The sequence below is a fragment of the Streptomyces sp. NPDC002104 genome, assembly GCF_053593795.1.
Genome location: NZ_JBSFDF010000012.1, coordinates 14,143 through 33,549 on the forward strand (window position 1 = coordinate 14,143; position 19,407 = coordinate 33,549).

15 protein-coding genes are annotated in these 19,407 nt (G+C 76.2%); 4 read left to right on the top strand and 11 right to left on the bottom strand.

Annotation, left to right across the window (positions count from 1 at the left end; all coding sequences use genetic code 11):
* The coding region (locus ACWCP2_RS13315) for a GNAT family N-acetyltransferase (protein ID WP_450908686.1) at positions 1–2,293 on the bottom strand (2,293 nt) is incomplete at its 3' end.
* Between the two features lie 104 nt (positions 2,294–2,397).
* On the opposite strand from ACWCP2_RS13315, the gene ACWCP2_RS13320 reads away from it, so the two are divergent.
* Positions 2,398–2,820 (top strand): DUF350 domain-containing protein, encoded by a 423-nt coding sequence (locus ACWCP2_RS13320; protein WP_450908687.1) that lies wholly within the window; start codon positions 2,398–2,400, stop codon positions 2,818–2,820.
* Between the two features lie 137 nt (positions 2,821–2,957).
* On the opposite strand, the gene ACWCP2_RS13325 is transcribed toward ACWCP2_RS13320, so the two are convergent.
* From ACWCP2_RS13325 to ACWCP2_RS13350, 6 genes are all read right to left on the bottom strand, one after another.
* Entirely contained in the window at positions 2,958–4,208 is a 1,251-nt protein-coding gene (locus ACWCP2_RS13325) for an acyltransferase family protein (protein WP_450908688.1), read from the bottom strand.
* Positions 4,205–5,248 carry an alpha/beta hydrolase gene (locus ACWCP2_RS13330; RefSeq protein ID WP_450908689.1) on the bottom strand — a complete coding sequence of 348 codons (1,044 nt, stop codon included), beginning with the start codon at positions 5,246–5,248 and terminating at the stop codon, positions 4,205–4,207. The genes ACWCP2_RS13325 and ACWCP2_RS13330 overlap by 4 nt, the downstream gene beginning before the upstream one ends.
* 135 nt (positions 5,249–5,383) lie before the next feature.
* Positions 5,384–6,064 (bottom strand): response regulator, encoded by a 681-nt coding sequence (locus ACWCP2_RS13335; RefSeq protein ID WP_450908690.1) that lies wholly within the window; start codon positions 6,062–6,064, stop codon positions 5,384–5,386.
* The gene (locus tag ACWCP2_RS13340; protein WP_450908810.1) at positions 6,061–7,344 is read right to left on the bottom strand and encodes a sensor histidine kinase; all 1,284 of its coding nucleotides are present in this window, start codon (positions 7,342–7,344) and stop codon (positions 6,061–6,063) included. Before ACWCP2_RS13340 ends, ACWCP2_RS13335 begins: the two co-directional genes overlap by 4 nt.
* A 1,114-nt stretch (positions 7,345–8,458) precedes the next feature.
* Entirely contained in the window at positions 8,459–8,929 is a 471-nt protein-coding gene (locus ACWCP2_RS13345; protein WP_450908691.1) for a MerR family transcriptional regulator, read from the bottom strand.
* A 706-nt stretch (positions 8,930–9,635) separates the two neighbouring features.
* Positions 9,636–10,670: an MDR family NADP-dependent oxidoreductase gene (locus ACWCP2_RS13350; RefSeq protein WP_450908692.1), complete on the bottom strand. Its 1,035-nt coding sequence runs from the start codon at positions 10,668–10,670 to the stop codon at positions 9,636–9,638.
* A gap of 403 nt (positions 10,671–11,073) precedes the next feature.
* On the opposite strand from ACWCP2_RS13350, the gene ACWCP2_RS13355 reads away from it, so the two are divergent.
* Together ACWCP2_RS13355 and ACWCP2_RS13360 are read left to right on the top strand one after the other, a co-directional pair.
* The gene (locus ACWCP2_RS13355) at positions 11,074–12,024 is read left to right on the top strand and encodes an AEC family transporter (protein WP_450908693.1); all 951 of its coding nucleotides are present in this window, start codon (positions 11,074–11,076) and stop codon (positions 12,022–12,024) included.
* A 47-nt stretch (positions 12,025–12,071) separates the two neighbouring features.
* The gene (locus tag ACWCP2_RS13360; RefSeq protein ID WP_450908694.1) at positions 12,072–12,464 is read left to right on the top strand and encodes a hypothetical protein; all 393 of its coding nucleotides are present in this window, start codon (positions 12,072–12,074) and stop codon (positions 12,462–12,464) included.
* On the opposite strand, the gene ACWCP2_RS13365 is transcribed toward ACWCP2_RS13360, so the two are convergent.
* The 4 genes from ACWCP2_RS13365 to ACWCP2_RS13380 all read right to left on the bottom strand — a co-directional run bounded on the left by ACWCP2_RS13365 (position 12,418) and on the right by ACWCP2_RS13380 (position 17,498).
* Positions 12,418–13,356 (bottom strand): trypsin-like peptidase domain-containing protein, encoded by a 939-nt coding sequence (locus ACWCP2_RS13365; RefSeq protein ID WP_450908695.1) that lies wholly within the window; start codon positions 13,354–13,356, stop codon positions 12,418–12,420. The two genes, ACWCP2_RS13360 and ACWCP2_RS13365, sit on opposite strands and share 47 nt — an antisense overlap.
* Positions 13,357–13,428: 72 nt before the next feature.
* Complete coding sequence (locus ACWCP2_RS13370) at positions 13,429–14,988, bottom strand: FAD-binding oxidoreductase (RefSeq protein ID WP_450908696.1); 1,560 nt, start codon at positions 14,986–14,988, stop codon at positions 13,429–13,431.
* Positions 14,989–15,143: 155 nt separating this feature from the next.
* Entirely contained in the window at positions 15,144–15,800 is a 657-nt protein-coding gene (locus ACWCP2_RS13375) for a class I SAM-dependent methyltransferase (protein WP_450908697.1), read from the bottom strand.
* Positions 15,801–15,833: 33 nt separating this feature from the next.
* Positions 15,834–17,498 carry an IucA/IucC family protein gene (locus ACWCP2_RS13380; protein WP_450908698.1) on the bottom strand — a complete coding sequence of 555 codons (1,665 nt, stop codon included), beginning with the start codon at positions 17,496–17,498 and terminating at the stop codon, positions 15,834–15,836.
* Between the two features lie 118 nt (positions 17,499–17,616).
* Here ACWCP2_RS13380 and ACWCP2_RS13385 point away from each other — a divergent pair, with 118 nt between their 5' ends.
* The gene (locus ACWCP2_RS13385; protein WP_450908699.1) at positions 17,617–19,401 is read left to right on the top strand and encodes an IucA/IucC family C-terminal-domain containing protein; all 1,785 of its coding nucleotides are present in this window, start codon (positions 17,617–17,619) and stop codon (positions 19,399–19,401) included.
* The last annotated feature ends 6 nt before the right edge of the window (positions 19,402–19,407 follow it).

Here is a 19,407-nt window from a genome sequence, read left to right on the forward strand (position 1 = left end):
CCTTGGCCGTGCCGGCCGTGTCGTCCGTCCCGGCCGCCTTGGCCGTGCCGTCCGTGCCGTCCGTGCCGTCCGTTCCGGCCGCCTTGGCCGTGCCGTCCGTGCCGTCCGTCCCGGCCGTTCCGGCCGCCTTGGCCATTCCGGCCGTCCCGGCTGCCCTGGCCGTCCCGGCCGCGTTGGCCGTGCCGTCCGTCCTGTCTGCCCCGGCCGTCCTGTCTGCCCCGGTCGCCCTGGCCGTCGCGGCTGTCCCGGCTGTCCTGGCCGTCCCGGCTGTCCCGCCTGTCTCGGCCGTCCCGCCTGTCTCGGCCGTCCCGCCTGTCCCGGCCGTCCCGGCCGCCTCGGGCGCTGCGGTTCGGGTCGCCTGGGCGTGGGGTGGCCGGGGCCGGGGCGGCGGTCGGTCTCCGGCCGCCGGTTCGAACATCGCCCCGACGGCCAGCGCCTCCGCCCGCACCAACCGCTCGGCCGTGTCCAGCAGTTCCCTGTCGGTCGCGGCCACCAGGGCGCCCATCCACGGCGCCGGTTCGAAGGCGCCGGTGGGGATGGCGGGGAGGAACACCGCGCCGAGCGCCGCGCACCGGCGGGACAGCCGCTCGCACCACTCGTCGAAGGCCGCCTCCGGGAGCCGGGCCCCCAGCTCCACCCGGTCGGCGATCCGTACGCAGTGCCCCGCGCCCCGCAGTTCGTCGAGCCGGGCCGCCACCACGAAGGCGACGGACGGCCCGGTCAGGCGCAGGTTCGTCTCCGTCGGGGCGAGCCGGCCCGCGCCGTCGGCGACGAAGTCCACGTCGAACCAGCCCCGGTAGCCCGCCGCCGACAGCTCCCGGCCCACCGCCCCGCCGAAGGCCAGCAGGGGTCGCCGAGCCCACCCGGGGACCACCCCCGGCCCCACCGTGGCTCCGCGGTACCCGCCGTCCGCCACGTCCATCACCGCCCCGCCGACTTCGTGGACCCGGCCGTCCGCGTCCACGAACCCGTCGTAGGTGAGGTCGCGCGGCTCGGCCGGATCCGCCGGACCGCGTACGTACTCCTCCACCAGCAGCGGCCCGCGCGGCAGCCCGCGGAGCACGGCCCGGGCCCCGCCCGCCGCGCGGACCCGCCCGGGGGTCAGCACCGTGGTGCCCGAGCCGCCGACGCCGTGCTCCGATTTGAGAACGGTGCTCTCGCCCGCCCGCGTCCGGCCCGCCAGCAGCCGGACCGCCGACCTGCGGGTGTCCGCACGCCACTGCGCGGGCAGCGTGATCGCCGGGTGCCCGCCCTCCGCGAGGATCCGGCCGAACAGTCCGTGCGCCGCCGACTTCGACTCGTACCGCAGCTCCTCCGGCCGCCAGGGTCGCCGCTCCAGCCGTGCGAAGGGGGCGGTCAGGCCCCACGGTACGAGGCGTGCGCCGCTCCCTGCCGCGGCCTCCGGCCCGTCCCCGGCCCCGGCCCCGGCGCCGGTCAGCCGGGCGGCCAGCGCCGGCCGGGCCCGTACGGCGTCCGACAGGCCCGGACCCCGGTCCGCGAGCCCGTCGTACACCTCCACCCCGGCGGGCCAGTCCAGTTGCCGCCCGAGCAGGGAGACCCAGCCCGGCGACACCGGGCGCGGCAGCACCAGGGCGGCCGGCCGCGGGGTGTAGAAGGCGGCCAGACAGGCGTAGTGGTGGGCGGCCCGCTGCTCCCCGTCGAGGGAGGCGTCCGCGAACTGCGCGTTGTACTCGGCGACATTGCCCACGTGCACGGCGGCCCCGCCGCCGCTCCAGGCCCGCGCCCAGTCCGCCAGGGCCACGGGCGCCACCTCGAACCGCACCAGCCCGCCGGGGGCTTCGGGACCGGGCTCCGGGGCGGACTCCGGACCGGTCTCCGGACCCGGTCGCGGCTCCGCGGGCACCGCGCCCATCGCCCGATAGAACCCGGCGGCGTGCGGATCGGCGTCGATCAGCAGCCGGCGGAAGCCGAGCCCGGCGGCGCGCCGCAGGACGTCCCGGTACAGCGAGCGGCCCACGCCCCCGCCGATGGCGGCCGGTTCGACGAAGAGCAGCCCCAGCCGCCCGAAAGGCGGTTCCCCGTCCAGGGAGGCGAGCCCGAGCACGACGGCCGGGCCGTCGCCCGGGCGGAACCCGGCGCCCCCGGTCATGCCGCCGGCCGTGCCTTCGGCGACCACGATCCGCCGCCGCACCTCGTCCCCGGCCCCGATCCGCAACTCCGGCGCGCACGCGGCGAGGAACTCCGCCCCGTACCCCCAGTGCGCCTTGGACCGCATGACCAGCTCCGTCAGCTCCGCGGCCTCCCCGGCCCGCGCGGCCCTGAGCTTTGCCATTTCCTGACCTCCCCATGGTCCGGTGCCATGCGGTGCGATAGATTCGGCCACCGCGCCGACAGGCACGCGACGTCCTTCCTACCCACCCCGGAGACTGCTTCCCAATGAGCGACATCATCAACGGACTTGGCCGCACCACCGCTTTCGGCGGCGTCGGTCTGGTGCTGCTCATCCTCGGCATCGTCCTGGTGGACGTGCTGACCCCCGGCAAACTGCCGAAGCAGATCTGGGAAGAGCGCAACCGCAATGCCTCCGTGCTGCTGTCCTCGGCGCTGCTGGGCATCGGCGGCATCGTCTTCACCTCGATCTGGACCACGTACGACGACTTCGGGAAGGGCCTGCTGTCCACGGCGGCGTTCGGCATCCTCGGCCTGGTCCTGATGGCCGTGGCGTTCCTGGTGCTGGACCTGGTGACCCCGGGCAAGCTCGGCGCCATCGTGGTCGACCCCGAACCGCACCCCGCGGTATGGGTGACGGCCTCCTGCAACCTCGCGGTCGCCGCGATCGTCGCCGCCTCCATCGCCTGACCCCGCACCCTGCACCCCGCACCCTGCACCCCGCACCGCGCGCCGCACACCACGCACCCCGCACCGCGATCGCACGAGAGCGCCGCTCCCCGAGGGGAGCGGCGCTCTCGTTTCGTACGGGTGCTCCGGCCGCGGCTCTACGCCAGCCCCAGCGCGAACATCGCGAACCCGGCCGCCAGCAGGCCCGCCACGGTTCCGCGCAGCGCCGCGGCCCGATGCAGGCCCGGCGCAGGCCGCTCGAACCGGCGCGCGTACCGGGCGATGCCCACCAGCAGCGCCGCGAACACCGGCATCCACGCCAGCCGCGCCACGATCCACCCCGCACTGTCCGGCGCCGTCGTCAGACCGGCCAGCCCGCCCGCGAACGACCCCGGCACGGCGGCCGCGAGCATCGCCGTCTGGTGCCAGCACAGGATCGTCATCGCACACAGATTGATCACGACCACCGGCGCCCACAGCAGCGGCCGGGCCAGCAGCCGCGCCAGCCGGTCCCGCAGCAGGATCGCCGCGCCCGACTGGGCCGCGGCCAGGGCCAGGACCAGCAGCGACGGCGGATGGGAGTTGGTCCGGGCCTCGCCCGGCACGCCGACCATCGACGCCGGGTAGTGGAAGACCACCAGCAGGGCCGCGAACAGGGCGCTCCCGCCCGCCAGCAGCAGCCACCCGCCGCGCCGCCCGATCCGGCCCTCGCCCCAGTCCACGCCGAGCTGGTACGCGAACAGCCAGCCCGGCAGGATGTTCAGCAGCGCCACCCATCCGGGCACCGAGTCCGCGAAGGGCCCGTAGCGCAGGAAGTCCACCACGGCGACCGAGGCGAGCAGCGGGGCCGCCGCCCAGCCGCCGAACCGGCGCGCGGCGCGCACGCAGTACGGGGTCAGCGCGGTGACCACCACGTACACCCCGACGAACCACAGCGGCTGGATCACCAGCTTCGCCCCGGTCCGCAGGGTGGCCTCGGGCACCCCGGCCGCGTACAGCACGGGCGCGGCCAGCGCCCACACCGCCGTGACCCCGAGCACCGGCCGGCCCAGCCGGGCGATCCGGCCCTTCAGCCAGGCCCCGGCCGATCCGGTGCGCCGCCGGAACGAGAGCGCCGAGGCGTAGCCGCCGACGAGGAAGAACACGCCGAGCATCTGGAGCACCCAACTGGCCGGAGCCAGACCGCCGAAGGCGGTGAGGGGGCTCGCGTTGTGGAGCGCGCCGTCGGAGTCGAGGGTGAACCCGCCGAGCAGCCAGTGCCCGGTCGGCACGGCCAGCAGGGCCAGCGCCCGCAGTCCGTCGATCGCCCGGTCCCGGTGGGCGGGGGTCTTCGCGTCGATCCGGCCGGCGGCCGTCCGCGCGGCGGTGAGGAGGCTTGCCGTACGCGGCGTGGCGCTGCTCGTACTCATCGGACCGCTCCCGTCGCGATCGCGGCGAAGGCCGTCAGGGACCGGGTCCCGGGTGCGAAGTAGCCGGTGTGGCCCGCCACGCCGGCGGCGTCGATCCGGCGCGCCCCGAAGTCCGCCGACGTGGGATCGGCTCCGTGGCCGAGCCCCGCGAACTCCACGTTGGGCACGTCGGCGATCCAGTCGGAGGGCCCGCGCGCCGCCCAGACACGGGCGCCGGTACCGAGGCCCCCGACGCTGCCGGCCCGCATCCCGGGGGAGCCGAGGGCGACGATGTCGGTGGCGTCCGTGTGCCGGGCCGCCAGCCCGCAGACCACCGAGCCGTAGCTGTGGCAGAACAGCACCGGGTCGGGTGCGCCGACCGCGTCGAGGCCCTCGGTGAACCGGGCGAGGCGGAGCGCGCCCGCCCGCGCCAGCCGCCCCTGGGCGGTGTCCAGCCCCACCCCGACGGGCGTGGTGTACCCCGTCCACGCGATGACGGCGGCGGAGTCCCCGGTCGCGGACCGCAGGGAGCGGGCCATGCCCGCCGGGCCGGTGTACGCGGCCCGCGGGCGGTCGTAGGTGGTGGCGTCGTTGTCGGAGCCCGGCACGATCACGGACACGTGCGCGGTCCGCTCCAGGTCCCCGAACACCTCGGCGACGGTGCCCCGTCCGCGCGGGTCGAAGGCCAGGATCTGCCGGCCGGGCGCGGCCAGCGAGGCGAAGCGGGGCTCGCCGGCCGCCAGCACCGCCAGCCGGTTGGCCTCGTACCTCAGGGGGAGGGGAGCTCCGTCCAGATTGCCGACCACCAGCGGGTGGGCCCGTACGAGGTCCCGGGCCCGGGAGGCGTCCAGATCGGCGAAGAACCGCGCGACCTCGGCCGGTGACGCCCGCGCCGGATCGGGCAGCGGCCGCCCGGACACCGAGTCGGCCCGCCAGGCGGCGGCGCCGGGCGGCGGGCCGGTGACCGCCGTCTGGGCGTCCGCGGAGGCCCATCCCGCGGTTCCCGCGACGACGGCCGCCGCCAGTGCTGCCGTGACCAGTGTCCTTGCGAAGCGGCCCATGCCCCTTCTCCTCTCCTCGTGACGAGGAGGAAGGTAGGAAGGAGGTCCCGGAGAGGGCGTCGCACCGTGGAGCCAAGTCCTATGTCATACCCCGGTAGGGGGTGGAGGAGAACCCTGGGCGGGTGGGGGCGCGGGTCAGCCGCCGTCGCCCGGCCGCACCAGCCCCGCCTCGTAGGCGAAGATCACGGCCTGGGCCCGGTCCCGTAGATCCAGCTTCCCCAGGACCCGCCCGATGTGCGTCTTGACCGTCTGCTCGGCGACCACCAGATGACCGGCGATCTCCTGGTTGGACAGCCCGCGCGCGATCAGTTCGAGCACCTCGGTCTCGCGCGGGGTCAGCCCGTTCAGCCGCAGGGCGGGATCGCGGCGCGGCGCGGGCCGCCGCTCGACGAAGTCCGCGATCAGCCGCCGGGTCACCGACGGAGCCAGCAGCGCCTCGCCCGAGGCAACGACCCGGACCGCGGCGATCAGATCCGTCGGCGGGGCGTCCTTGAGCAGGAAACCGGAGGCCCCCGCGCGCAGGGCCTCGTACACGTAGTCGTCGATGTCGAAGGTGGTCAGCATCAGCACCTTCGGCCGGTGCACCACCCCCGGCGGCGGGTCGAGGAGCTCGCGGGCGGCGCTGAGACCGTCCATCTCCGGCATCCGGACGTCCATCAGCACCACGTCGGGGTGGACGGTCCGGGAGACCTGGATCCCCTGGCGTCCGTCGGGCGCCTCGCCCACCACGTCGATGTCGGCCTGCGCCGACAGGAGGGCGGCGAAACCCGCCCGCACCATGGCCTGGTCGTCGACGATGATCACGCGGATGGTCAACTTGGTTCCTCAGGAGCGGTGTTGATGGGCATGCGGGCGGCGACCCGGAAGCCGCCGTCGGGCAGCGGGCCGGTGTCCAGCGTCCCGCCCGTCAACCGTACGCGCTCCCGCATCCCCACCAGCCCGTGCCCCGTGCCCGAGGTCTCCACCGCCACCACCGCGTCCCGCGCCGGGCCGTTGACCACCAGCACGAGGAGCTCCTCCTCGTCGAAGGTCACCGAGACCCGCGTCGGGGCCCCCGGTGCGTGCCGCACCACATTGGCCAGCGCCTCCTGGACGATCCGGTACGCCGACAGGTCCACGGCCGCCGGCGCCGCCCCGGCCGCGCCCGCGGCCAGCGCCAACTCCACCGGCTGCCCGGCCCGTACGGTCGCCTCCACCAGCTGCTGCAACCGGCCGATCCCCGGCTGCGGGGCCCGGGCGGCGCCGTTCGCCTCGTCGCCGCGCAGCACCGTCAGCAGCCGCCGCATCTCGCCCAGCGATTCGCGCGCGCTCGCCGCGATGGCGGCGAACTCCTCGCGCACCGGCTCCGCCATGCCGGGCAGCCGGTACGGGGCCGAGTCCGCCTGCACCGTGATCACCGACATGTGGTGGGCCACCACGTCGTGCAACTCCCGCGCGATCCGGGCCCGTTCCTCCAGCAAGGTGCGCCCGGCCCGCTCCGCCTCGCTGATGCTCTCCTGCTCGGCGACCTTCTGGCGCGCGTCGCCGAGCCCGCGCAGGGCCCCCGTCAGTGCGAGCGTCACCCCGGCCAGCACGAACAGCAGGGCGACCGTGTTCGTCACCCCGTCCGGCTGGGAGGCGCTCAGCAGCGCCCCGGCCACGCCGGTCGCCAGCCAGACCCCGACCAGGGTCCGGATGGACTCGCGCAGCCCGAGGCAGGCCATCAGCACCAGGTAGCCGACGATCACCATCGGGGTCCAGGGCCAGGCGTGCCCGGTCACCCGGTCGGCCTGGGTCAGTACGGCGGCCCCGATGACGTCCGCGAGCAGCACCATGCCCCACGCGGGCAGCGGCCGGGTCACCGCGAGCAGCAGCGGCAGCGTCTGGGCCACACCCAGGGCCCCGGCCCAGCCGCCACCCGCCTTGTAGTCGTTGGTCAGCACCGCGATCGTCACCGGCAGCAGCGTCATCACGCACACGGCGGTCACGGCGTACGGCAGCATCCGCTGCCAGGCCGCGGGCGCGTGCGCGAGCAGCGGCTCGGCGGCCCGCGCGGGCGTCCGCAACGCCACCGCGAACTGCCCTCGCGGGGCGGGCCCGCCCGGGGTGCGGGGCACGGACGGGGCCGGGGATCCGGGGCGGGGCCGGGCGGGGGAACCGGGCGGTGATCCTGGCCGGGGCCCGGAGGGGGACCCGGGCGGTGATCCTGGCCCGGCCCCGGAGGGGGATGCGAAGGGGGACCCGTGCGGCGAGCCGGAGCCGGAGCCGGAGTCGGCCCCGGAGTTGTACCCGGGCTTGGCCCCGTGCTCGGAGCCGGAGCCGGAGCTGGAGTCGGAGCCGGAGCCGGAGTCGTACCCGGACTTGGCCCCGTACTCGGAGCCGGAGCCGGAGCCGGAGTCGGAGCCGGAGCCGGAGCCGGACTTGGCCCCGTACTCGGCCCCGTACTCGGAGCCGGAGCCGGAGCCGGAGTCGGAGCCGGAGTCGGAGCCGGACTTGGCCCCGTACTCGGAGCCGGAGCCGGAGCCGGACTTGGCCCCGTACTCGGAGCCGGAGCCGGACCCAGGCTTGGCCCTGTACTCGGAGCCGGCCCCGGAGCCCGCCCCGGAGCCGGACTCGGATCCGGACGGGGATTCGGACGCGGTTCCAGCAGGCGCTCCGGACGCGGGCCGGGACCCGGGCCGGGCTCGGAAGAGGGATCGGAATCGGGATCGGGCTCGCTCGCTCATGATCGGTCCAGCGTATGCGCCCGAGCCCCGCCCGGGCCGCGGCCGACGCCCACCGGCCACCCGGGCGCCCCCGCCTGGGCCGCGCCCGGGTTCGGGCACCGGGTTCGGCACGGGCACCGGTCGGCGCCTACGGGCGGTCGCCCGGGGTTGCCGTAGTGGTGTGGCAGCTCGGGTGAGATTTTGGTGCGGGGTCCGGGTGAGATGCCGGTATCGGTACCGGTACCGGTACCGATACAGGCACCGGGTCGCGTTATGGCCGCGGCCGGCGCCAGCCGGGGGCCTTCCGGGGCCGCCGTAATAATGCGGCCGCTCGGGTCGCATCCGACGTCGAGGCCTGGGTCCGGCGCTGTTGCCGCCGCCAGGACGGTCACCGGGGCTGCCGCGGGGATTGTCACCGGGGTCACCGCCGGTACGGTCTCGGGGCCCGGCGGCCTCGGGGATGCCACCGGGACGATCGCGGGGGCCGGCCCCAGGGACGTCACCGGTGGGGTCACGGGGTCCGGCCTCAGGGACGTCCCGGGACGGTCACAGGCTCCATCAGTGGGGTCGCCGGGCCGATCACCGGATCTGCATGCGGGCCGGCCGCCGGGTCCCGCACTGGTACCGCCGTGGGCGGGGCGGTGGAGGCAGGCAGGCCCGCGCGGCGGGCGAGGGCCTCGCGCAGGCGCGTGAGGCGCTCGATCTCCGCGTCGAGCGCTGAGAGCCGGTGCCCGACGACGCCACCGGCGGAGCCGCAGGTCGGCGGGGGGTCCGCCGCGAGCAGGTGGAGCCGGTCGGCCACCCCGCGCAGGTCTTCGACGGTGAAACCGTGGGCCAGCAGGTCTCGGATGATCCGGACCCTGGCCACGTCGCCGGGCCCGTACTCCCGTTGGCCGGAAGGACTTCGGCCCTGAGGTGCGAGCAGTCCGCGCTGCTCGTAGAACCGCAGCGCCCTCGGCGTGGTCCCCGCTGCCGCCGCCGCGTCACCGATCCGCATTCCGTGTTCCCCTCCGCTCGTGTTCCCCGCACGGCACCCACCGCACGGCACCGCACCGCACCCGCGTCGATCGCCCCGCCGGTGCCGACCGACCGACTTGTGTCGACCGCCCCGCCCCGCCCCGCCCCGCCCCGCCCCGCGCCGCCCCGACCGCCCGGTCCGGGAGGCTGTCCCGCGCCGCCCCGACTGGGCTGCCCGGGAAGGCTGCCCCGCGCCCCCCAACCGGGCCGCACAGGAAGATCCCCTGGCCGGGCTGCCCGGGAAGGCTGCCTTGGTCGGGCCGACCGTCCCGTGCCGCGTCGACTGCCCGGCCTGGGAAGGCTGTCCGAAGGCTGTCCTGTGCCGCCCGACTGGGCTGGCCGGGAAGGCTGCCTTGTTCGGCTGACCGACCCGTGCCGCGTCGACCGCCCAGCCTGGGAAGGCTTCCCCGCGCCCCCCAACCGGGCCGCACAGGAAGACCCCCTGGCCGGGCTGCCCGGGAAGGCTGCCTCGGTTGGGCTGACCGACCCGTGCTGCCCCCGACTGCACGGCTCGGGAAGGTGCCTCGTGCTGCCCCGACCGTACTGCCCGGGAAGGCCGCCTTGGTTGGGCCGACCGATCCGTGCTGCCCCCGACTGCCTGGCCCGGGAAGGCTGCCTTGCGCCGCCCCGACTGGGCTGTCCGGGAAGGCCGCCTTGGTTGGGCCGACCGATCCGCCCGGACCGGGCTAGCGTGGCAACTGCACCACCACGGCCCCGAAGTGCCGGCCTTCCGTCAGCTCCCGCAACGCCTGAGGGGCCCGGTCGATGCCCGGGATCCGGACGTGCGGGAAGGTGATCTCCCCCGAGCGCAACCAGGACCCGAAGCGGGCGGTCCACTCCTCCTCCACGTCCGGGTGATCCGTACCCCGGTACCCGCGCACCGACACGCCCTGGACGACCAGGCGGAACGAGTCGAGCCCCACCGGGGCGCCGCCCCCGGCCGGGCCCGGGGCCAACTGGCCCGAGAGCGCGCCGACCAGCGTGAAGCGGGCGCCCTGCCGGGCGGCGCCGAGGGCCGCGGACAGCTGCTCGCCGCCGACCGTGTCCACGAGTACGTCGACCCCCTCCGGCGCCGCCCCGGCGAGCTGTTCGGCGAAGGGCCGCCCGGAGCCCCGTAGGAGCGCCGCGTCGTAGCCCAGCTCCGCCACCAGCCGGTCGGCCTTCTCCGGGGAGCCGGTGGTGCCGATCACGCGGCCCGCGCCCAGCAGCCGTGCCGTCTGGCCGGCGAGGGTCCCGACCGCGCCGGCGGCGCCGGTGACCAGGACCGTGTCCCCGGGCCGGATCCCCGCGAGCCGGGTCAGCGCGCCGTACGGGGCCGAGCCCTGGGCGAGGTACGCGACCGGGTCGGGCAGGGTGTCGTCCAGCGGGGTGCAGTCGGCGGCGTCCAGCAGCGCGTACTCGCGCCATCCGAGCAGGTGGGAGACGAGCGTGCCCGGCCGCAGCGGGCTGCCGGCCGGGGCGGCCACCACCTCGCCGACGGCCGGACCGAACAGCGTGTCACCGGCACGCAGCGGCGGCAGCGGCACCCCCTCGACCGCATCGCCCATCAGGGTGACCAGCCCGGGGAACACCAGGAAGTGGCGGTTGCGCACGAGCACCCGGCCCGGCCCGGGCTCCGGCACCGGTGCCTCGACGACGGCGAGGTCCGCCCGCCCGGGCAGCCCTCGGGGGCGGTCGGCGAGCCGGATCTCGCGTGCGGTACGGGGCAGGTCGGTGGCCATCGGGACTCCTCGGCAGGGCGCGCGGCCGGCGACGGTCCGGACGGCCGCCGCCGGGCCGGGGCGGGTGGTGGGTGGTGGGTGGTGGGGGCGGGTGGGTGAGTGCGCAGACGCTAACCCCTGACCCGCACGTCAGGGTCAAGCCCGCCGCGGCCCGGGCGAACGCCCCGCGCGCAGCCATCGCGCGGGCCCGGCGCGTACCCACCGCGCGGGCCCCGCGCGCAGCCACCGCGCAGCCCCTGCGCGCAGCCACCGCGCAGCCACCGCGCCAGGCCGCCCCACGGGGCGGGTACCCGCCCGGCATAGACTGCGCCGGGCCCGGACCAGCAGGAACGGGTACGGCCCGGACGGCCGGGAATCGCCGTCCGGCCCGGACGAGCGGTGCACAACGGGGGAGCACGTACGCATGGGCGGGGCGGCCGCGCTGGAGAAGCTCATCCCGGTGGCGCTGGCCTTCGGCGTCGGCGTGTTCCTCGCGCGCCGCAAGGTGGTCCCCGCGGAGGCCTCCAAGGCCTTCGCCGACTACGCCTTCCTCTTCGCGGTCCCGTGCTACCTGTTCGGCAACATCTACGCCGCGGACCTCGCCGCCCTCTTCAACTGGCGTGCCATCGGCGGCTACGCGGCGGCCGCCGCCCTCGCCGTCGTGGCCGTCGCCGCCGCCTCGGCGGCAGCCGGGCTGCGCGACCCGCGGACCGTCGCGCTGCGCGTGATGGCCGGGGTCCAGGTCAACACCGCCTACTTCGCCGTCCCCGTCTTCATCACCTTCTTCGGGACGGCGGCACCGATCTTCCCGGTGCTGCTCTTCCAGGTCTGCGTCCTGTCGCTCGTCGTCATCGCCATCATGGAACTGGGCCGGTCCGGACCCGGCTCGGGCGGCCCCGCCCGACGCCTGACGCGCGCCGTCGGCGCCTCGCTCGTCACCCCGCTGGTCCTGGCCTGCAACGCGGGGATCCTGCTCAACCTGCTCTCCGTGCACGTCCCGGAGGTGGTCCTCGACGGGGCCGCCTTCGTCGGGGACAGCGCCTCCCCGGTGGCCCTCTTCGCCCTCGGACTCCACCTCGGCGGCATCGGCCTCGACGTCCGGGGAACCACGGCCGAGGAGTTCGCGCTCATCGGCTTCAAGTGCGTGGCCTTCCCGCTCCTGGCCTGGGCGGTGTGCGGGGCGCTGTTCGGGGTCCGGGGCGAGTGGCTCACGTACCTCGTGCTGATCGCGGCGATGCCGACGCCCCAGAACCTGTTCATCTTCGCCCAGCGTTACGACGTGGGCGTGGACCTCTCCGCCGCCGTCGTGATCAAGAGTTCGCTCGTCTCCCTCCTCCTGCTGCCGCTCTGGCTGCAGGCCGTCGTCTCGACGTGACCGCCGCGGCCTTCGTTCCCCGGGCGGGTTCCGCTCGTTGAGCGGGTATGGAGCTCCCGACGATCGCGGCGCCCGGCGTCGGTGAACAGGCCGACGCCGTGGCCGATGCCGCCTGCCACCTCTACGACGCCCTCGCGCCCTGGGGGCGCGCCGCCCCCGGAGGGTGGAGCCGGGGCGCCGCGGAGGACGCCGCCGAGGCCATCGAGACGGCCGCGCACGCCCTCGCGTACGCCCATCCCCGGGCCGAGGTCATCCTCGGCCCCGTCCACACCGCCCTCGCGGACCTGCGCCGGCAGCTCGGCCTCGCGCCCGCCGAGGCGCTGACCGCGGAGGGGCTGCCGGTGACCCCGCGCACGGTGGGCAACCCGCGCCGCACCCGCTGGGTGCGGGTGCTCACGCCACCCGCGCCCCGGCAAGAGCCGTCTCGTACAACTTCCTGATGTCGGCGCCGAAGTAGGAGCTGTAGGACGTGTCGGCGGTGTCCCCGCCCGTCTTCCAGCCGCCGATCACCCCGATGACGTCACCGGTCTCGGTCCGCTCGTCGAAGCCGGTCAGGAACGGGCCGCCGCTGGTGCCGCCCGGGTATCCGGTGCAGTCGATCCGCAGGAACGATCCGGGGATCCCCGGATCGGTGCTCGTGAACTTCGTCGTCCGGTTCACGCACAGCCGCGGCCGGGCGGCGGAGGCCGGATAGCCGATCAGCGAGACCTTCGGGTGCGCGTACGTGGCGCCGGTGACCAGGCGGTTGCCGCCCACCACGTCCTCCACGGGGAAGCCGTCGGCGTCCGGGCCGACCTGGGCGAAGGCCACGTCGAGGGCGGCGCCCTTGTCCGCGCCGAGCTGCCGGTAGCGCGGGTCGATCCACACCTTGGAGCGGCCGGCCGCGTCGCGCAGGACCGGGAACATCCCGTACGGCTGCGGGTTCTGGGCCGTGTACTGCGGTACGAAGGCCACCTGCCGGGCGTCCGTCCCGAGCAGGCAGTGCGCCGCGCTGAGCACGAGGTCCCGGCCGGGGGAGGCGACCACGCTCGCCGTGCAGAAGTACGCGCCGCCGTCCTTCATGACGAACATCCGGCCGACGACCGGGATGCCGTCGAAGTCCCGGCCGGTCCCGTCCACCGCGGCGGGGGCTCCGCCGCGGCTGATCGGCACCGCGGACGCCATCCGGTCGGGGGTCCAGAACCGCTCCGCCTCCTGGGCCGACCACCGGTCGGTGGCGGGAGCCCGCACCGGGGCGTGGGCCGGCGCGGTGCCGGCCTCGGCCTCGGGCAGGGGCCCGCCGGGCAGCAGCAGGGCGGCCGTGGCCGCCGCCACCGTCAACGTACGTCGCATGTCCGTCTCCTTCTTCGGGGATGTGAGGGAGGGCGCAAGGGCGCAGGGGCGAGAGGGGATGGGGTTACGGGGCTACAGGGCTTGGGGGAAGCGCAGCAGCCGGTCCGGGTCGTAGCGGCGCCGGACCTCTTCGAGGCGGGCCAGGTTCGGCCCGTAGTAGGCCTCGCGCCAGCCGGTCAGCTTCGGGTCGGCGTAGTTCTGGTACGCGGCTCCGCCCGCCCAGGGCCGCAGGTTTTGCCAGAGCCCGTCGAGCCAGTCCTGGTGGCGGGCGGTGTCGGCGCCGGGGGCCGCGGCGGGCCAGTACGCGAGGTACTGGGCGAGGAACCCGGCGGTGCGGTGCGCGAAGGCGGTGGCCCCCGCCGGGATCCGGTTGAGGGCGCCGCCGCAGACCCCGTCGAACTGCACCACGCCGAACCCGCCGCGCGGCACGCTTCCGGCGTAGCGCCGTAGCGCGGCCAGGACCGCCTCGACGGCCGGTTCGGGCAGCCCGTCCGGGGCCCAGAAATCGGACCGGGCGGCGTAGGAGGCGCGGCCGAGCCGTCCCCGGGGATCGTGCCCCGGCAGGCTGCCGGGCAGGCTGCATGCGGCAGGGTCCCCGTCGGGGCAGCCCGCCATCGCCCGGACGGTGTCCCCGTAGCCGCGTACGACGGTCCAGGTGTCCCGGGGCGGGCCGCCCGCCAGGTCGGACAGCCGGGTCAGCTGCCGTTCCAGCTCGGTGCTCCCGCCGTCCAGGCAGAGCACCCGAACGGCCGGGGCGCCGACCGGGCCGCCGTCGACGGTGAACTCCACCTGGCTCCAGAACGGGTCGGGCAGGGTGCGGAGCCAGCGCTGCCAGCCGCGCAGGACGGCGGTGGAGCGGTCGACGGGCCAGCGCAGTTCCGCGAAGGCGCAGTCGGAGACCGGGTGGGTGCGGAAGCGGAAGCCGGTGACCACGCCGAAGTTGCCGCCCCCGCCGCCGCGCAGGGCCCAGAACAGATCGGGCTCCCGGTCGGCGCCGGCCTCGCGGACCGTTCCGTCGGGGGTCACGAGGGTCACCCCGGTGAGCCGGTCGGAGGTGGCGCCCCAGGAGCGGGAGGACAGACCCAGCCCGCCGCCGAGGGTGAGACCGGCGATGCCGACGGAGGGGCACAGCCCCGTGGGGACGGCGAGGCCCCACGCGGCGAGGACGGAGCTGACCTCCCCGAGCCGGGCGCCGGCGCCGATCCGTACCCCGGTCCCGGTCCCGCTCCCGGAGCCGGTCTCCACGACCACCTCCGCCAGGGCGCCCGTGTCGATGACGAGTCCGGCCTCGCGGGTGGACCAGCCCGCGTAGCCGTGGCCGCCGCCGCGCGGCACCACGGGGACGGCCGAGCGGCGCGCGAAGTCCAGACAGGCGGCCACGTCCCCCGGATGCGCGGGATAGGCCACCGCGCCCGGCCGCACCGCGTCGTAGCGGGGCTGGAAGAGCTGCCGGGCCTCGTCGTACTCCCGGTCGCCGGGCGTCACCACCCGGCCGTCGAGGGACCGGGCGAGCGCTCCGTAGTCCGGGTCCGCGCGGGGTCTCGTACGGGCCGTCGCGCGGGCCGTCGCGCCGATCGAGGCGAGGACGCCGGTGGCGGCTCCCGCGAGGACCTGGCGGCGGTGGAGGCTCATCCCTCCTTCCTGCCACCGCGTTGCCCATTCGCCGCGAAGGCGGGCCCACGGGGCCCGGCTTGCCCCCCGAACGGCCCATGCGGGGACGGGGGAGCGGACCGATACCGGCCCCGGCCGGCCCCGGGGGCCGGCCCGCCGGGGGCGGTCCGATTGCCTCAGGGCGTTCGGCGGGCCAGGAGGAAGGCCTGCGGGGACTTTTCCGTGGCGTGCGGTTCGCGGATCAGGCGGGCCGTTTCGGTCAGGCCCGCGCCCGCCAGCAGTTCGTTGATCAGCTCGGGCGGGGTCCAGTACACGTCGAGGTCGACCGGGTGCCCGTACGCGTGTTCCAGCCGGTGCTGCCGGTCGCCCGCCTTGAACGCGATCAGCAGGTACCCGCCGGGGGCCAGCACCCGGGCGAACTCGGCGAACAGCGCCGGGAGCCCGGCCGGGGGCGTGTGGACGGTGGAGTACCAGGCGAGCACCCCGCCGAGGACCCCGTCCGCGATGTCCAGCGCGGCCATCGAGCCGACCTCGAACCGCAGCCCCGGATAGGTCCGGCGGGCCACCGCCACCATCGCCGGGGACAGGTCGACTCCGAAGGCCCGTACGCCCAGGGCGTCGAGGTGCGCCGTCACCCGGCCCGGGCCGCAGCCCAGGTCCGCGACGGCGCGGCCGGCGCCGGGCCCGTCCCCGCGCACGCACTCCGCGAAGGCGGCCAGCATGGCCCGGTCCAGCGGTTTGCCCTCCAGCTCACCGGCCAGCAGCGCGGCGTAGTCGGCGGCGACGGCGTCGTAGGACGACCGGACGGAGTTCAGGTGCGAAGTCGATCCCATGCCTCCGGACAGTAGCCCGCCCGAACCCCGAACTCAGCCCCCGGTCAGCGGATTGTCCAGCTCGGCCCACTGATCGCCCGGCACCCCGGGGCTCAGCCGCATCAGCGTCAGCGCCTTGGTCGGCAAGGGCTCCGTCAGCAGGGCCCGGGTGTCGGCGGTGGAGGGCAGGCCGGGCCCGGCCGCCGCCAGGTCCGCCGCGAGCGCCGCGGCGGAACCGGCCGTGGAGCCGAGCGCACCCGCCACCAGCGATCCGAAGAGCTTGCGGCGCAGCAGGGTCACGTCGTCGGTGATCAGCCGCCCCGACAGCGGTGGCGCCGCCAGGCCGTGCCGGGCGAGGCGGGCCGGGCTGATCCGGATGTCGGCGAGGTCGCGGTACACGAGCCGCAGCGGGGTCCCGTCGGCGGACAGGACGACCAGGAGGTTCTGGCCGTGGGCCTCCAGGGCCACTCCGAGGTCCAGGACCCGCAGGCACACCGACAGCGCGAGACGGGCGAAACCCGCCCGCCAGGCGTCGGAACGCGCGTACGGGGTCAGCGCCAGCGCGGCGACGGGCAGGACGCGCTCGCCCGCGCCCCGGTCCGCGTACGCCTCGGGCGGCTCGCGGAGCACGGCGGCCAGGTCCGGGGTGCCGGCGGTGACGGCGCCCAGGGTGCGGGTGATGTGCAGGCGGCCGTCGAGGCGCTCGGACAGGCTCTGGGCGAAGCCGGAGACCGCGGCGGCCGTCTCGATCGAGTAGACGGAGATGTCGCGCACGGAGGAGGTCAGGCGGGTGCTGAGGGCGGTCTTGACGTGCGGCCCGCCCCCGACGGGGGAGAGGGTGCGCAGGGCCATCAAGGGGTGCGCGGCGGGCCCGGGCCGCAGCTCGTGCCCGTACCCGTACCCGTGCCCGTTGCCGGGGCCGGTCCCCTCCGGCTGTCCCTGTTTCACCACGTGCGCGGCCTGCCAGGGGTGGACCGGTACGAGGATCCGCCCGGCCTCCCGCCACCGCTCAGGCCACTCCCCGGTCACCTGGCACTCCCGGGCCCGTACGACCGCCAGCCCGAGGGTGACCACCGGCCGGTGCTCGGGGGCGTACGCGAGCTGCTCGGCCACCGTGAAACCGGGGCGGGAGCGGCAGTTGGGGTGGTACGGATGGCCGTCCACCACCCGCTGCTCCCACTCCCAGGCGGCGAGCCCCTCCGTGCCACCGGTTCCGGGACCGGCCGGCTGGCCCGCGCGGGACAGGGCGAGGGAGGCCGTGCTCTCGTCGAGCTCGGCCGCGAACTCCTCCCCGTACGGCAGCCCGAGCGCCGCGATGAGCGTGGCGGCCCGCCGGCAGGGGCGCCCGTCGAGGAGCAGCTCGGTCACGGGGGGCGCGCTCGCGCGGACCGCGGAGTAGGTCGTCGCGTACGCGTCGGGGAGGGGGCCCTCCAGCCGGGAGCCCGAGGCGAGCCGGAGCACGAGCGTGCCGGAACCCCGCTCCCGGTGGGTGATCCACGGCAGCGGCTCGAAGGCGAGGGCCCGCCAGAGCCGGGTGAGGACGGCGGCGCGCGCCCCGGGGAGCGCGGCTGCGTAGGCCGCCGCGAGGCCGGGGCGTGCGCCGGGCGGGCCGGTGGGCGGGCCGGTGGGGGAGGCCGGTCCGGCGCCGGGGGCGGTTTCGGCCGTCCCGGCCAGTTCGGCGGCCACGGCCTCTTCGGCCGCGGGGGCGGGGAGGTGCATGCTGGGATCCAGGGCCCCGGTCCTCTCGGGTGACGTGATGATCACTTCATCATCGCGGATACTGAAGATCACGGCCGGTGGTACGTCCCGCGCACCTCCGGCGCTCCGGCTGGACCGAATGGAATCCGTGGACCTCAACGCCACCGACAACGCCGCCGCCGACACCTACGCGGCCGCCCCCCTCCTGAACTGCCTCCTGCGGGAGGCCGCCGAACCGGTCCCGCTCGCCGGGGCCGCCGGGGCGGGGGGAGCCAGGGTGTCCGAGGGCTCCGAGGGCTCCGAGGGCTTCGAGGGCTCGGAGGGCTCGGAGGGCTCCGAGGAGGACGGCTGGCGCGTGTACCGGCTGTCGGGCAGCGGGCGGTTGCTGCGGGTACGGGCCGGGCGCAGGCCCGAGCGGCCCGAGCTGGGTACCGGTACCGGTACCGGTTCAGGTGCGGGGTCCGGTGCGGGGTCCGGCTGGCACCCACTGACGCACACCGAGCTGCTCAAACTCGTCTCCGACGAACTGCGCCTCTCCACCGGGGTGTCCAACGGCGAACTCCCGGTCGAGATGGCCGACAGCCGCGAGACCATCGCCGCGCTGCTGGCCGCCCGCGCGCTCACGCCCCCGCCGCGGGACCCGTACGTCCGGTCGGAACAGTCGCTGGTCATGGGGCACCCCCACCACCCGGCCCCCAAGGCCCGCGGCGGTGGCCCGGCCAGCGGGTGGCTGCCGTACGCCCCCGAGGCGTACGCCCGCTTCCCGCTGGCCTTCCTGGGCGTGCGCGAGGACCAGGTGGCCGAGGAGGGCGGGCCGGTGGCGGCCGGAGCGATCGACTCGCTGGCGGAGGCGCTGGACGGGCCGCGCCCGCCGGCCGGCTACCGGCTGCTGCCCGCCCACCCCTGGCAGCTCGACCTGGTCTCGGGCCGGCCGGCCGTCCGCGAGGCCCTGGAGGACGGGAGACTGCTGGCGCTGGGAACCGGGCGGGTACCGGTCTGGCCGACGGCCTCGATCCGGACCCTCTACGTTCCGGGCAGGAGTGGGAGCCCGAGCGGGAGCAGGGACGGGGACGAGAGCAGGGACGGGGACGAGAGCAGGCGCGGGGGCGGGAGCAGGCGCGGGAGCGGGAGCGGCCCGGCCGGCGATCTGTTCGTGAAGTTCAGCCTCGACGTCCGGATCACCAACGACGTGCGCCGGCTGTGGCGGCACGACCTGCTGAAACTGCGCCGCACGGACGCCGCGGTCGAGGTGGGCTTCGCGGAACTGCGCCGGTCCGGCTCGGTCGCGGCCTGGCTGCCCGACCGGGGCTACCGGACGGCCGCCTTCGCCTTCGAGGAGCTCGCCGTGCTCGTCCGCGACGGCCTGGCGGCGCACACGGAACCCGGGCTGACCCCCTTGCTGGCGGCCGCCCTGGCGGAGGGGTACCCGGGCAGCCCGCTGGCGGGGGCGGCCGACCCGGTCGCGTGGTGGCGGGCGTACCTGCGCCAGGTGGTGCCGCCCGTGCTCCACCTCTTCGCCCGGCACGGCGTGGTCCTGGAAGCGCACCTGCAGAACACCCTGGTGGCCGTCGACGCCCAGGGCATGCCCGGGCAGGCCCTCTTCCGGGACGCGGAGGGCGTGAAACTCCTCCCCGACCTGGACCGGGAGGCCGCCTGGCAGCGCCTCGTCTACTGCCTGGTGGTCAACCACCTGACCGAGGTGGCGGGCGCGCTCGCGCAGAGCCGTCCGGAGCTGGCCGGGGAGCTGTGGCCCGCCGCCCGGGCGGAGTTCCGGCGCTGCGGCGAGGCCCACGACCTGCCCGAGGTCGAGGCCCTGCTGACCGCCCCCACCCTCCCGGCCAAGACCAACCTGCTGCTGCGCTGGACCCGCGCCGACGGTGCGGACTCCCGCTACCTGCCGCTTCCCAACCCGCTGCGGTCCTGAGGGGGC

What these genes read in the sequence shown, in the direction of transcription:
- ACWCP2_RS13355 (WP_450908693.1), top strand. Translation starts at nt 11,074, where the DNA reads ATGGGCGGGGCGGCCGCGCTGGAGAAGCTCATCCCGGTGGCGCTGGCC.
- ACWCP2_RS13380 (WP_450908698.1), bottom strand. Translation starts at nt 17,498, where the DNA reads ATGCACCTCCCCGCCCCCGCGGCCGAAGAGGCCGTGGCCGCCGAACTG.
- ACWCP2_RS13350 (WP_450908692.1), bottom strand. Translation starts at nt 10,670, where the DNA reads ATGGCCACCGACCTGCCCCGTACCGCACGCGAGATCCGGCTCGCCGAC.
- ACWCP2_RS13330 (WP_450908689.1), bottom strand. Translation starts at nt 5,248, where the DNA reads ATGGGCCGCTTCGCAAGGACACTGGTCACGGCAGCACTGGCGGCGGCC.
- ACWCP2_RS13325 (WP_450908688.1), bottom strand. Translation starts at nt 4,208, where the DNA reads ATGAGTACGAGCAGCGCCACGCCGCGTACGGCAAGCCTCCTCACCGCC.
- ACWCP2_RS13375 (WP_450908697.1), bottom strand. Translation starts at nt 15,800, where the DNA reads ATGGGATCGACTTCGCACCTGAACTCCGTCCGGTCGTCCTACGACGCC.
- ACWCP2_RS13365 (WP_450908695.1), bottom strand. Translation starts at nt 13,356, where the DNA reads ATGCGACGTACGTTGACGGTGGCGGCGGCCACGGCCGCCCTGCTGCTG.
- ACWCP2_RS13385 (WP_450908699.1), top strand. Translation starts at nt 17,617, where the DNA reads ATGGAATCCGTGGACCTCAACGCCACCGACAACGCCGCCGCCGACACC.
- ACWCP2_RS13345 (WP_450908691.1), bottom strand. Translation starts at nt 8,929, where the DNA reads ATGCGGATCGGTGACGCGGCGGCGGCAGCGGGGACCACGCCGAGGGCG.
- ACWCP2_RS13320 (WP_450908687.1), top strand. Translation starts at nt 2,398, where the DNA reads ATGAGCGACATCATCAACGGACTTGGCCGCACCACCGCTTTCGGCGGC.
- ACWCP2_RS13360 (WP_450908694.1), top strand. Translation starts at nt 12,072, where the DNA reads ATGGAGCTCCCGACGATCGCGGCGCCCGGCGTCGGTGAACAGGCCGAC.
- ACWCP2_RS13370 (WP_450908696.1), bottom strand. Translation starts at nt 14,988, where the DNA reads ATGAGCCTCCACCGCCGCCAGGTCCTCGCGGGAGCCGCCACCGGCGTC.